Here is a 13,404-nt window from a genome sequence, read left to right on the forward strand (position 1 = left end):
AGGTTTTAATGTCTAAAAGAAGGTATGTCAATGTCGATGGTAATACCGCTGCAGCATATGTGGCACATGCTACAAATGAAGTAATTGCAATTTATCCTATCACTCCTTCTTCAGTAATGGGAGAATTAGCTGATGAAAAAAGCGCTAAAGGTGAAAAAAATATATGGGGAACAATTCCAAAAGTGATAGAAATGCAATCAGAAGGTGGTGCAGCAGGAGCCTGCCACGGGTCTTTATCTGCAGGAGCCCTTACAACAACTTTCACTGCATCTCAAGGATTGCTACTTATGATACCAAATATGTATAAAATTGCTGGCGAACTAACCCCTACTGTTTTTCACGTCAGTGCAAGAGCTGTAGCTACTCACGCGCTTTCAATTTTTGGAGATCACTCTGACGTAATGGCATGTAGACAAACAGGATGGGCACTGCTTGCATCTAACAATCCTCAAGAAGTTATGGATTTTGCTCTAATTGCCCAAGCATCAACCCTTGAATCAAGAGTTCCATTTTTACATTTTTTTGATGGTTTCAGAACATCCCATGAAATACAAAAAGTAGAAGAACTCACTTTTGATGATATGAGAGCAATGATTGACGATGAACTTATTAGAAAACATAAAGCGAGGGCTTTAAATCCTGAAAAACCATCCATTAAAGGAACATCCCAAAATCCTGATGTCTTCTTCCAAAGCCGTGAAGCAGTAAATAAATATTACGACAATGTTCCAACCATAGTTCAAAAACAAATGGATAAATTTTTCGAACTTACCGGCAGAAGATACAATCTTGTAGACTACGTAGGCGCTCCTGATGCTGAAAAAGTCGTAGTAATTATGGGTTCAGGTGCTGATGTAGTTCATGAAACTGTAGAATACCTAAATTCTTTAGGTGAAAAAGTTGGTGTTTTAAAAATTCGACTTTTCAGGCCATTCCCATTAGAAGCTTTTATTAACTCACTTCCAAAAACTGTTAAAAAAATTGCTGTTCTTGATAGAACAAAAGAACCTGGTTCTTTAGGCGAGCCACTTTACCTTGATATTAGAACTGCAATAGGGGAAGCAATGCAGAAAAAAATGATCAATTTTGATAAATATCCAGTTATCGTTGGAGGAAGGTACGGTCTTGGTTCAAAAGATTTTACACCAGCAATGGTTAAAGCTGTTTATGACAATCTTGATAAAGAAGAACCAATCAACAATTTCTCTGTCGGTATAAAGGACGATGTAACAAATAAAAGTCTCGACTATGATCCAGAGTGGCTCACACCTCAAGATGATATATTTAATGGAATGTTCTTTGGCCTCGGTTCTGATGGTACAGTAGGTGCCAATAAAAACTCCGCTAAAATTATTGGTGATTTGACAGATAATTTTGTTCAGGCATATTTCGTTTACGACTCAAAAAAATCTGGTTCTATGACAGTATCTCATGTTAGATTTGGCAATAAGCCAATCAGAAGCTCTTATTTAATTCAAAAAGCAGATTTCATTGCTTGCCACAACTTCTCTTTTCTTGAGCAATACGAAATTTTAAAACCACTCAAAAAAGGTGGTATTTTCTTACTTAATAGTATCTATTCTAAAGATGAAATATGGGACAAACTACCTGCTGACGTTCAAAAACAACTTATTGAGAAAGAGGCAAAATTTTACGTAATCAATGCAAATAAAATAGCAGAAAAAATAGGTTTAGGACCAAGAATTAATGTAATTTTACAAACCGCATTTTTCAAAATATCAAATATTATCCCATTCGAAAAAGCTGTAGATGCAATTAAAGATGCTATCAAAAAAACCTACGGAAAATATGGCGATGAAGTTGTTAACATGAATATGAAAGCAGTAGATGCAGGAATGAATGAAGTATACGAAGTGGATTACCCAAAATCTGTCACATCAGACGTAAAAATGCATAAATACATTGACGACCCAGATGCTCCAGAATTTGTTAAAAAGGCAATAAGTAAAATGATTGCTATGGAAGGAGACAACATCCCTGTGTCTTGGCTACCAGATGATGGTACATACCCAACTGGAACATCAAAGTATGAAAAAAGAAACATTGCATTAAAAATACCTGTTTGGGATCCAGAAGTATGTATTCAATGTGGTATATGCTCTTTTGTTTGCCCTCATGCAACAATAAGAATGAAAATCTACGATCCAAAATATCTTGAAAATGCACCAAAAACTTTCAAATCAGCTGATGCAAAAGGTAAGGAATTTGCAGGAATGAAATTTTCACTTCAAGTTGCTCCAGAAGATTGTACAGGTTGCGGTGCTTGTGTTTATAATTGTCCTGCTAAAAGTAAAACAGATCCTACAAAAAAAGCAATCAACATGGAATTGCAACCACCACTGAGAGAACAAGAGGCAGAAAATTTTAAATACTTCCTTTCAATCCCTGATCTTGATTACTCCAAATATAACAAAGCTACGCTAAAAGGTAGCCAACTATCACCTCATCTTTTTGAATTTTCTGGTGCTTGTGCCGGTTGCGGTGAAACTCCATATGTAAGACTTCTTTGCCATCTTTTTGGTGATAGAGCTATTATTGCAAATGCTACAGGTTGTTCATCTATCTATGGTGGTAACCTACCAACGACCCCTTATACAACAAGAACTGACGGCAGGGGTCCTGCATGGTCAAATTCTCTCTTTGAAGATAATGCTGAATTTGGCCTTGGTATGCGTCTTGCCACAGAAAAATTTAAAGAACAAGCTATAGAATTATTAACTGAACTTAAAGATAAAGTGGGTGCTGAACTTGCAGATGAAATCCTTAATGCTGATCAATCTAATCAATTGGGTATAGAAAAACAAAGAGAAAAAGTTGCAAAACTCAAAGATATATTATCTAAACTTGATGATCCCAAAGCTAAACTGCTCTATGATGTTGCAGATTACCTTATTAAAAAATCAATATGGATACTTGGTGGTGACGGATGGGCTTATGATATTGGTTACGGTGGTCTTGATCACGTACTCGCTCAAAAATACAACGTTAATATACTAGTACTTGATACCGAAGTATATTCAAATACAGGTGGACAGTCATCAAAAGCTACTAATACTGGTGCTTTTGCAAAATTTGCATACAACGGTAAATCTGATTTCAAAAAAGATCTTGGTATGATGGCTATGAGTTATGGTCATGTGTATGTAGCTCAGGTTTCTCTTGCTAATCCAGCTCAGTGTGTAAAAGCATTCATTGAGGCAGAAAGTTACGATGGTCCATCACTTATAATTGCTAATTCTCACTGCATAGCCCACGGTATTGACATGAGTAAAGGTGTAGAACAACAAAAACTTGCCGTAAATTCAGGATACTGGTTACTTTACAGGTTTGATCCCAGACTTAGCATTGAAGGTAAAAATCCTCTTCAATTTGATACTAAAGATCTTAAAGCCTCTATTTATGACTACATGAAAACGGAAAACAGATTCAGAGCCGTGGCAAAAATGTTCCCAGAAAGAGCCAAAATGCTTGCAGATACTCTTAATGAAAGTATTAAAAGAAGATACAGCATTTATAAACAACTTGCTACAAAGCTTGAATGTTCTGAAGAAAATGAATAAAAAGCGGGTTTTATACCCGCTTTTTTTTATAAAAAAAATTCAAAGCTTCTCAAATTATAAAATTTCAGGATGCACATATTGTAGATTTATAAAATAAAAATTTACACATTTAAGGTTATATGAAATGAATACAAAGGAGGGTAATTTGAAGCCTGAAATAATTGTTGCACTCGATTTCGCAAATTTTGATCAAGCGAAATCAATCATTAACCAATTAGAAGATGAAATAACTTTCTACAAAGTAGGGTTAGAAGCCTTCATTTCTATAGGTCACAGTATTATTGATTATTTAAAAAATAAAAACAAAAAAGTTTTTTTAGATCTTAAGTTCCATGATATTCCAAATACAGTGAAAAAAGCTAGTATTGCAGCTGCTAAGTTAAACATTGATATGTTCAACATACATATTCAAGGTGGTAAAGAAATGATCTCGGAAACTGTGTCTTCTGTTAAAGAAATCAATAGTTCAGTAATCATCCTTGGTGTAACCTTACTTACTTCACTAGATAAAAGCTATTTTAAAGAGTTCAATATAACGTTTAACAGTGAAACTGAATATGTATTACATCTTGCAAATATAGGAAAAATGGCTGGGCTCGACGGTGTGGTATCCTCTGCAAAAGAAACTCCCATCATAAAAAAACAATTGGGTAATAACTTTTTAACAGTTACTCCAGGAATACGTCTTGCTTCAAATAAAATAAATGACCAAAAGCGAGTAGTAACACCTAAAGATGCCAAAATTATGGGCACAGATTATATTGTAATCGGCAGACCAATTACACAAGCAGAAGATCCTAAAAAAGCAGCAATGATTTTTAAGGAGGAAATATATGGATAAAAATGAAATTCTTGAAATTTACAAAAAACATAACGCACTTTTAAAAGGCCATTTTCTTCTTTCTTCAGGTCTTCATAGTGATACTTATTTACAATCAGCACTTGTAATGCAATATCCAGTTATAGCTGAAGAAATTATAAATGAGCTTGTTAAAGAAATTTACCATTTAAAATTTACAACAATTGTAAGTCCTGCTATTGGAGGAATAAGATTTGGTTACGAACTGGCAAGACTTTTGAAGAAACGTGCGATTTTTACAGAAAGAGTTGATGGTACAATGACTTTAAGAAGAGGTTTTACAATAGACTCTGATGAAAAAATCCTTATAGCTGAAGATGTTGTCACCACAGGGAAATCCACAAAAGAATGTATTGAGGCAGTAAAAAAACATGGTGGAAATGTTGTAGCAATCACTAGTCTCATTGATAGAAGCAATGGACAAGCCAAATTTGAATACCCTTTTTTTCCCTTACTTACAGTTAATGTAAAAACATACGCTCCAAACGAATGTCCCTTATGTAAAAAAGGAATACCATTAGAAAAACCAGGGAGCCGTTTTATAAAAAACAGTTAGCACTTTTAAAGTGCTAACTGTTTTTCATCAGCTAAGTCAAAAAAATATAATGTGATTATTTATTTTGATTCGATGCGATTTCGTCCATTTTCCTTTGCTTGATACAATGCTTGATCACATCTATCGTAAAAAGATTCCATATCATCCCCTTCTTTTAACTCTGTAACACCCATACTAATCGTAACTTTTTTAACAGTATCAAATTGTATATTCTCTATTATTCTACGCAACTTTTCAGCAACATTGCAAGCAGCTTCCAAGTCAGTGTTTGGTAGTAGAATAGCAAATTCTTCTCCACCTACACGAAATAAGATATCTGTCGTTCTAATGTTTTTCTTTATAATATTTGATAATTTTTTCAAAACATAATCACCTGCTTGATGCCCAAAGGTATCATTTATTTTTTTAAAAAAATCTATATCAAAAATTATTAAACCCAGTTTTTGTCGATATCTTTTGGCTCTCTCAATTTCCTCATTAACAACTAAATTAAAATACCTTCTGTTATATGCCATTGTTAATTCATCTAAAATAGCCTTTTTCATTAAATCACTTATCTTTTTTTCTTGCTCGGTAACATCATCAATAATTCCAACAAATCCTCCAATTTTACCTTTATCGTTAACAAAAAACGATTTAGAAATTTTTATACGTTTTACATCAAAAAGTTGTGATCTTAATGAAATTTCTAAAGGTTTTGAAGTAACAGCACTCAAGCCATACTTTCTAGCTCCTTTTAATTCTAAATCTATAATTTTACCTAACTTATCCAGCTCTCTTATATCAACAGATTTTATATCTTTACCAATTAGATTCTCTCTTTTAACACAGAAATAATCTTCAAACTGTTTATTTATATTCAAATATTTCCCAGTAATATCTACAATAAAAATAGGTTTAGGAATTAAATTTAACATAAATTCTTCTAATTTTTTTTTCTCTTCAATTAACTTTTGTAACGACTTTTTTTCTCTTTTAACCTTGTAAAAATTAAAAATTAGGATAACAAATATTATTAAAAATATTATTATTAATAAATAAATATTAATTATCACCTGTATTATCTCCCACCCAAAAAATACTCAACTAAATACTATACATCTTTTATAAAAATTTAAAATCAAAAATAACTGGATCATCTATTTTTTCACAAAACTTTATTTAATACGTCTGGAAAAATGGAAAAAAACCATCAAAATAAAAGTTGACAAAAAATAATTTTTATCTTACTTTATGACTGATGAGTCAGTCGAACAAAAACACTAAACAAAAAATTTTTGATGCTGCAATAAAAACCTTTGCAAAAAATGGGTTTTGGAAAACAAAAGTATCTGATATTGTTGCAGAAGCTGGTGTTGCCCAAGGCACCTTCTATCTCTATTTTAATAGCAAAGATGATTGTTTATATGAGCTTTTAGAATATTTGCATAAAGAAACACTTCATCAAATGAACTTACTAATAGAAAACAAGCAATCTACCATTTTTGATATTTGTACATCATTCATAAAAAGAATTTATCAATACAAAATGCTCTCGAAAGTTTTTATTTTCGAAGCTATAAGTAGTGGCAAGAAATTTGAAACACTTTATTTTAAATTCAAAAAAAATATCAGAAATACTTTATCAAAAGTTTTACCTGATAATACTGATGATAAAGAAATTACAATTTCAATAATATCAGGTTTTTTGAAAGAATTAATTGAATATTACATACTTTTTTTAGAGGAAGACTTAGATACAATTCTTAAATATTTATATGAAGGATTAGAAAAAATAAATGGAGTTTAACATGAAAAAATATAAGAAATTTTCTATTCTATTTTTGTTCATGATGTTACCTATATGCAGTGTGTATGCTTTAACTTTGGAAGAAGCTGTAAACAAAACATTAAAAAATAATTTTTATCTGCAGTCAAAACAAAAAGAGGTAAATAGTAAAAAATATGAAATAAAAGCTGCAAGTGCAGCAAAATATCCTTCTCTTTTCTTTAGCGCTACCTACACGTTACTTGATGAGAAAAAGACCCAACCATTTACAACCCCTTTTTTCTCTGAAAAAATAACAATGAGTGAAAAAGAATATTTTGATATCTTTACAGGAGTTAAAATTAATCTTTATACTGGAGGGTTAATATCTTCTAATATCAAGACTAAAAAACTTGAATATGAATCTTCAAAATCAATACTAAGCGAAGAACAATTAAAAATAATATTCAAAACTAAAAAGGCATATCTGGATATATTAAGACTCTATAGTAGCAAGAAAATTGCAGAGGATTACGTGAAATCATTAACTAGTCATCTTAATGATACAAAACTAATGTATGATCAAGGACTTGTTCCATATATTGACATATTACAAACTGAAGTAAAATTGAGTGAAGCAAAACAAAAATTAACAACAATAACAAATAATATCAAAGTAGCAAAATCTCATCTATCAACACTTATGGGTGAAAAATTAAATGATAATTACCATGTGGAAAGTTTAAATTACAATATACCTAATAAGTTACCAGTTGATCAATTATATAATATAGCAGAAAAAAATAGACCTATTTTGCAATCTCTAAAAACTCAAATAAAGGTGGCTGATCAAATAATAACTGCCACAAAATCACAATTTAAACCAAAAATATACCTTATAGGAGGCTATAAATATTCAGATATGTTAGAAGATATCAACCCCAAAGGTAATTTTCTAATCCAAGCTGGTATCTCTTTCAATCTTGACTGGAACAAACCTTTTAAAGAAACAGAAGCAAGAAAAGAAATTAAATATGCCATAATCAAAAATAGAGAAAATTTAAAACTAAAAGTTTTACTTGAAGTAAAAAAAGCAATAGAAGATTTAAATAGTGCCAAAGAAAATCTCAAAGCTGCCAAAGACGCTGTAACAAAAGCAAAGGAATATCACAGAATTTTAAATCTAAAATATAAGGAAGGGTTAGCAAATAACTCCGATTTACTAGATGCAAAAGCTATGCTTACCGACGCTTTAATGAGAGAAAAAAATGCATATTACAATATTATTGAAAAATACTTTGCTATAGAAAAAGCAATTGGAAAAGAGTTGAGGTGATAAAAATGGGGAAAAAAGCAAAAATAGCAATTTTACTTTTAACTTTAGGTTTAGCAGTATTTATTTATTTTGCTTATCAATATTTTAATTTTATAAAAGAATTCGCTACCACTGATGCTATGTTTGTAAAAAGTAACAAAATTACCAATATAAGTTTTAAAAGAGTTGGTGGCAAACTCATAAAGTTATACTTTAAAGAAGGAGATAATGTAGAAAAAGGAGACTTAATGGCTGAAATCGACTCTACAGATTATAAAGTCAAACTCGAAGCGATTACAAAAAAAATTGAAAGTCTCAAAAAGAAAAAAGAACAACTTGATATTCAAATCGATAGAGTTTCAAAAGAACTTGTCATAAAAAAACAAAATGCACAAAAAAACGTAGAATATATTGAAAAAGAAATTAAATCAATAAAATACAATATCGAAGAAATGGAAACTAATATCGAACAGATGACAAGAGATTACAATAGATACAAAACTCTGTATGAACAAAAAGCTGTATCAAAACGCTCTTACGAAGATATTGAAACAAAACTAAAAAGTCTAAAACAAAAAAAGAAATCGTTAGAAAGTAAACTAGAAGGATTAATTAAACAAAAAGATATGGCATACAATAATATTAGAATTATTGAAGAAAAATTCAAACAGATTAAAGAACTAGAAAAAACAAAAGAATCTTTAATTAAACAAATTGATGCAGCAAAACAAGAGCAAAAAGATACTAAAAATCTTATATCATACTGTAAGTTGTATGCTCCTTTCGATGGTGTTGTTGGTAAAAAGTATGTTGAAGTAGGTACTGTTGTTAATAGCGGTTATCCAATTTATTCCATTGTAGATACAAAAGATTTATATGTTGAAGTATTACTAGAAGAAACTAAAATGAATGGTGTGAAAAAAGGGGCTCCTGCCACTTTCAGAGTAGATGCGTACCCAAACATTGAATTTAAAGGAATAGTAGAATCAATTTATCCTGCTTCAGCTGCTACATATGCTCTTGTTCCAAGAGATATCTCTGCTGGAGAATTTACAAAAGTTGCCCAACGTATACCTATAAAAATTAAAATAACAGAAGGAAATATTTCACTGTTAAAAGTAGGAATGGGTGGTGAAGTAAGAATCAAAAGAGTAAACTAATAACGGATTTTCCAATGACTACAAAGCAACTACCTCTGTATGAAAGAATAGATAATGTTAGCAGGGCAATCATAACATTTATTGTCATGACTGGTACATTCATGGCAATTCTTGACACTACAATAGTTGATGTAGTAGTACCTAAAATGATGTCTCCTTTAAAAACTGATCTTTATGGAGTTCAATGGGTTATTACATCTTATATGACGGCAGCTGCAACAGGACTTTTACTAATTGAATCGTTAACAAAGGTTCTTGGACTTAGAAATCTATTTCTAATAGGTATAACTATTTTTACCATTTCAAGTGCCGCTTGTGGAGTGGCATCTGACTTAGCACAAATGATCATTTCAAGGTCTTTTCAAGGACTTGGGGAAGCGTTTATCGTAGCAACAGCTCAAACAATTATGTTTTCAATATTCCCTCCAGAAAAAAAAGGTATTGCTATGGGTATTTTCGGAATGGGAGTAAGCTTTGCACCGGCTTTAGGTCCTACAGCAGGTGGATATTTGACAGAACATTTTAGCTGGCGCTACGTCTTTTACGTAAATTTACCTGTTGGTCTTATGGTTATTATTTTAGGACTTTTTATGCTACCTAAGGTTTTAGAAAAAAGAGAAAAATTACATTTTAATTTTGTTAGCTACACATTTTTTGCTATCTTTACAATTCCATTGCTCATTTTACTGTCAAAAGGTCAGCAAAAAGGATGGTTTCAATCTCCATTTATTGTTAAACTATTATTTATATCAGTATTTGGTTTATTACTGTTTGCCATATCTGAAATACTTTCCAAAAAAAGACTTATTGACTATTCAATTTTTAAAATAAAAGAATATTCTGTAGCAATTCTAATTTACGCTTTTACCCTTGGCCTATCAATTTATCAAATTTTTTATCTCATACCTCTATATTATGAAAATCTAAAAGGATATACAACATTACAAACTGGACTACATATGTTAGCATTTGCTATTTTTATAGGTTTTACATCATTTTTTGCAGGTGCATTTTCTGATAAGTATGGAGAAAAAAATATTCTTTTAATAAATGCTATCTTATACTTTATCACTTCTGTTATACTCATTCCAAAACTTAATTACTATACGCCCTCGATAAAAACAATATTGCTTACCATACCATTAGGTTTTTCCCTCGGAACTTTTTTTGCACCGATATCTACCCTGGCTATGAGAAAATTAGGGGCCAAAACACAAATGGGAGTTAGTTTTTTACACTATATAAGATTCATGGGGGGGTCATTTGGCACAGCCATCGCAACCAATACTCTACAGTCAAAAATTTCTTTCCATTATGATGAAATAAGTGCTATTCAAAATTATTCATACATATCAAATTATTTATATAACGCTAAAACCTATTTATCACAAATAATGTTAGAACAAACAGCTGAATTAAAAAGTTATGCACTTTTTGGTAAAGTACAGTATCTTATGAGCGCTTCTCATGCTTTTCAGGATACATTTAGACATGCAGGATATTTCGGTATTTTTGGACTATTTTTTTTAGTTTTTCTGTTCATGCCAAGCAAAAATAAAAACTAATCTTTAGCTGTAAGAAAAATACCTGAAAAAACTAGAAGAATAGATACTATTTGATATAAATAAAGCTTTTCCTTCAAAAAAATTATAGACATTATGGTTCCAAAAACAGGCATTAGATGAACAAAATTTCCACCTTTGTTGGCACCTATCTCCCTAATACCTCTGTTCCAGCAAATAAAAGCAAGAACAGATGCAAAAATCCCAACGTAGAAGATTACAATTACATTTTTATAATCCAACGCAAAATTTTTCTCTGAAAAGAGATAAATTGGCAAAAGTAAAATTAGCCCTAAAATAATTATTACTTCTAAAAATACGAGGGGATTTAATCTCTTGTCAAGATTCCTCAGTAATACCGAATAAAGAGCCCATGAAAAAGCTGCAAGTAATACCAATAAATCCCCAGGATTAAACTTTAGTGATAAAAGTCTACTAATATCACCCTTAACAATAATTATCGCAACCCCAGTCAATGAAATAAATGCTCCCAGCAATTGATATCTACTTGCTCGTAATCCTTGCAAAACAAATGAAACAAAAAATATCATTATCGGAACAAATGAATTTATTAGTAGAGCATTTATAGCAGTCGTATAATGCATTGCTTTGTATATCAACGTGTTGAAAAGGGTAACTCCTAAAAAACCAAAAAGTAATAAAAATTTAATATTTTCCTTAATCAATTCTATTTGTTCTAAAATTTTCTTATAAGTAAAAGGAAGAAGAACAAAAAAAGCAACAATCCAGCGCCAGAAAACAAGAGCAACTGGTGGAATAGAAGCAGCAGCCCATTTACTTAAAACAAAATTGCCAGCCCAAAATAATGCACTTAACGTAAGTAATAAAAAGGGCATAATTTATTTTGCAGAATCTACATATTCTACAATCTTTTCAGCCAATACCTTCACCGTATGCTCAAATTTATCCACATCTTTTTCAAGTAGTGTCATCCTAAAGCCTGGAAGTGGAGTAAAAAAGGATGTAAGAGGTACAACACAGATTCCAGTAGAAGCTAAAAGATAGTAAACAAAACGTTTATCGTTTTCTATAGGTTCACTAGTAATCTTTTCTACATACTCTTTAACAGCTTTATTTTCAATCGGTAGTGTCTGTCTGTTATTCAATACTGCTTCAATAAATACAACAGACATGTAAAATGCACCATTAGTCCTGTTTACCACAATATAAGGGACGTCTTTCAATATATTATAAGCAATATTTGAAAGTTTCTCATAATGTCTCAATCTATCTTTAAGATAACTTTTATACTCTGGATGTGTCATTATCTTAGGTATCGCCATCTGAGGAAATGTTGTAGAACACACTTCTGCCATTTTTTGCTGTAAAATCGCATTAATATATCTTTCAAAAGCCGGATCATTTTTAGCATTGTAAACCTCTATCCAGCCACATCTAGCACCAGGCCAAGGTAATTCTTTTGAAATCCCTTTCATACACATTCCTGGCACATCACCAATAATTTCTGCCAAAGAAACCGTACTTTTACCATTATATACCATGTTATTATAAATTTCATCAAACACTAGAAACAAATCATATGTTTTAGCTATTTCAACAATTCTTCTCAAAGTTTCCTCATCGTATACATACCCCGTTGGGTTATCTGGATTTATTACAAGAATACCCACAATGGATTTATGACTTTTGACCTTCCTCTCAAGTTCATTCAAATCAGGTGCCCAGTTATTGTAAGGATTCATCCTATAAGTATTTGGTGGAAATGATGCATGCAAAACTTCAGCCAGAAGATGAGTAGAATATGTAGGCTCTGGCATAATAATCCTGGCATCTACTCTAATGGCACTATAACTTCTTGCAATCGCATCACCCAACCCATTGAAAAAAATTATATCTTCTTTTGTTATTTGAACTCCACCCTTTTTATTAACCTGAGCAGCAATAAACTCTCTTGTTTCATCCACACCTTTTGTAGGGCTATAACCATAGCTTTTATCATTTTCAATTATCTCTTTTAATATCTCTTTCATCCAATCTGGTAGCTTCTCGCCTTTCAAAATAGGATCACCAATATTTTCCCAGTAAATCTCCATACCACTTTTTTGAAGTTCATTTGCAATATTCACGATATTTCTTATTTCATATGTTAAGCCATTGCCACTCTTAGCGATATCAAAGCGCATCTACCAACCTCTTAATGTTTATTCAAATTTTACTTTTTTTACCAAATTTAAAAAAAATTACAACTCATATTTATATTTTTTGGAAATAATCACTTACTAAGCTTTAAATTTATTTTATTCACATATTCATAATAAGCTAGACTTCTACCTCTTTTTTCCATAAGGATATTAAATCTTAGCTGTTTTTCGGTGAGCTTACGTTTTAGTACTCCTCTCTCCTCATCATCAAAACAGTATTCTAACAAATCTTCGATTTGCTTAATTTCTCGTTGTATCTGCAACTCTTCTGGTAAAACACCTGCATTCTTCAAAATTTTATATGAAGCTCGCAATTCTTCAGGTACAAAACTTAAATCTTCAATTTCTATTCTTTTCCCTTTACAACTGAGATTATCAAATTCCCCTTTTTCTATAGCTTCTTTTATTTTTTGTTCTGCCAAAAAAGTAATAATATCCATA

General features: G+C 31.3%; 11 protein-coding genes. 7 read left to right on the forward strand and 4 right to left on the reverse strand.

The window, feature by feature from the left end; translation table 11 throughout:
* Positions 1–8 precede the first annotated feature (8 nt).
* From nifJ to pyrE, 3 genes are all read left to right on the forward strand, one after another.
* The gene (gene nifJ / locus OWK30_RS02340; protein ID WP_423323221.1) at positions 9–3,581 is read left to right on the forward strand and encodes a pyruvate:ferredoxin (flavodoxin) oxidoreductase; all 3,573 of its coding nucleotides are present in this window, start codon (positions 9–11) and stop codon (positions 3,579–3,581) included.
* A gap of 145 nt (positions 3,582–3,726) precedes the next feature.
* Positions 3,727–4,422 (forward strand): orotidine-5'-phosphate decarboxylase, encoded by a 696-nt coding sequence (gene pyrF, locus OWK30_RS02345; protein ID WP_423323223.1) that lies wholly within the window; start codon positions 3,727–3,729, stop codon positions 4,420–4,422.
* On the forward strand, positions 4,415–4,996 hold the full coding sequence (pyrE, locus tag OWK30_RS02350) for an orotate phosphoribosyltransferase (protein WP_423323224.1): 582 nt from the start codon (positions 4,415–4,417) through the stop codon (positions 4,994–4,996). The genes pyrF and pyrE overlap by 8 nt, the downstream gene beginning before the upstream one ends.
* A gap of 59 nt (positions 4,997–5,055) precedes the next feature.
* Here pyrE and OWK30_RS02355 read toward each other — a convergent pair whose 3' ends face one another.
* A complete protein-coding gene (locus OWK30_RS02355) occupies positions 5,056–6,051 on the reverse strand; it encodes a diguanylate cyclase (RefSeq protein WP_423323226.1) in 996 nt (331 codons plus the stop codon).
* 185 nt (positions 6,052–6,236) lie between these two features.
* Here OWK30_RS02355 and OWK30_RS02360 point away from each other — a divergent pair, with 185 nt between their 5' ends.
* The 4 genes from OWK30_RS02360 to OWK30_RS02375 are packed head-to-tail and all read left to right on the forward strand — an operon-like array spanning position 6,237 to position 10,783.
* Entirely contained in the window at positions 6,237–6,785 is a 549-nt protein-coding gene (locus tag OWK30_RS02360) for a TetR/AcrR family transcriptional regulator (RefSeq protein ID WP_423323228.1), read from the forward strand.
* A gap of 1 nt (position 6,786) precedes the next feature.
* The gene (locus tag OWK30_RS02365) at positions 6,787–8,079 is read left to right on the forward strand and encodes a TolC family protein (RefSeq protein ID WP_423323230.1); all 1,293 of its coding nucleotides are present in this window, start codon (positions 6,787–6,789) and stop codon (positions 8,077–8,079) included.
* A gap of 5 nt (positions 8,080–8,084) precedes the next feature.
* On the forward strand, positions 8,085–9,218 hold the full coding sequence (locus tag OWK30_RS02370; protein WP_423323232.1) for an HlyD family secretion protein: 1,134 nt from the start codon (positions 8,085–8,087) through the stop codon (positions 9,216–9,218).
* Between the two features lie 14 nt (positions 9,219–9,232).
* Entirely contained in the window at positions 9,233–10,783 is a 1,551-nt protein-coding gene (locus OWK30_RS02375) for a DHA2 family efflux MFS transporter permease subunit (RefSeq protein WP_423323234.1), read from the forward strand.
* On the opposite strand, the gene OWK30_RS02380 is transcribed toward OWK30_RS02375, so the two are convergent.
* From OWK30_RS02380 to OWK30_RS02390, 3 genes are all read right to left on the reverse strand, one after another.
* A complete protein-coding gene (locus OWK30_RS02380; protein WP_423323236.1) occupies positions 10,780–11,637 on the reverse strand; it encodes a DMT family transporter in 858 nt (285 codons plus the stop codon). The genes OWK30_RS02375 and OWK30_RS02380 overlap by 4 nt on opposite strands.
* A 3-nt stretch (positions 11,638–11,640) precedes the next feature.
* Positions 11,641–12,945: a pyridoxal phosphate-dependent aminotransferase gene (locus tag OWK30_RS02385; RefSeq protein ID WP_149266351.1), complete on the reverse strand. Its 1,305-nt coding sequence runs from the start codon at positions 12,943–12,945 to the stop codon at positions 11,641–11,643.
* An 89-nt stretch (positions 12,946–13,034) separates the two neighbouring features.
* Positions 13,035–13,403 carry a DnaJ family domain-containing protein gene (locus OWK30_RS02390; RefSeq protein ID WP_423323238.1) on the reverse strand — a complete coding sequence of 123 codons (369 nt, stop codon included), beginning with the start codon at positions 13,401–13,403 and terminating at the stop codon, positions 13,035–13,037.
* Position 13,404: the final 1 nt, after the last annotated feature.

Origin of the sequence: Deferribacter abyssi, from assembly GCF_049472655.1 — a bacterium.
In the GTDB taxonomy this organism is placed as follows: domain Bacteria; phylum Chrysiogenota; class Deferribacteres; order Deferribacterales; family Deferribacteraceae; genus Deferribacter; species Deferribacter abyssi.

Coding starts and splice junctions, on each gene's coding strand:
- OWK30_RS02390 (WP_423323238.1), bottom strand. CDS start 13,403: ATGGATATTATTACTTTTTTGGCAGAACAAAAAATAAAAGAAGCTATA.
- OWK30_RS02365 (WP_423323230.1), top strand. CDS start 6,787: ATGAAAAAATATAAGAAATTTTCTATTCTATTTTTGTTCATGATGTTA.
- OWK30_RS02380 (WP_423323236.1), bottom strand. CDS start 11,637: ATGCCCTTTTTATTACTTACGTTAAGTGCATTATTTTGGGCTGGCAAT.
- OWK30_RS02385 (WP_149266351.1), bottom strand. CDS start 12,945: ATGCGCTTTGATATCGCTAAGAGTGGCAATGGCTTAACATATGAAATA.
- OWK30_RS02360 (WP_423323228.1), top strand. CDS start 6,237: ATGAGTCAGTCGAACAAAAACACTAAACAAAAAATTTTTGATGCTGCA.
- OWK30_RS02370 (WP_423323232.1), top strand. CDS start 8,085: ATGGGGAAAAAAGCAAAAATAGCAATTTTACTTTTAACTTTAGGTTTA.
- nifJ (WP_423323221.1), top strand. CDS start 9: ATGTCTAAAAGAAGGTATGTCAATGTCGATGGTAATACCGCTGCAGCA.
- OWK30_RS02375 (WP_423323234.1), top strand. CDS start 9,233: ATGACTACAAAGCAACTACCTCTGTATGAAAGAATAGATAATGTTAGC.
- pyrE (WP_423323224.1), top strand. CDS start 4,415: ATGGATAAAAATGAAATTCTTGAAATTTACAAAAAACATAACGCACTT.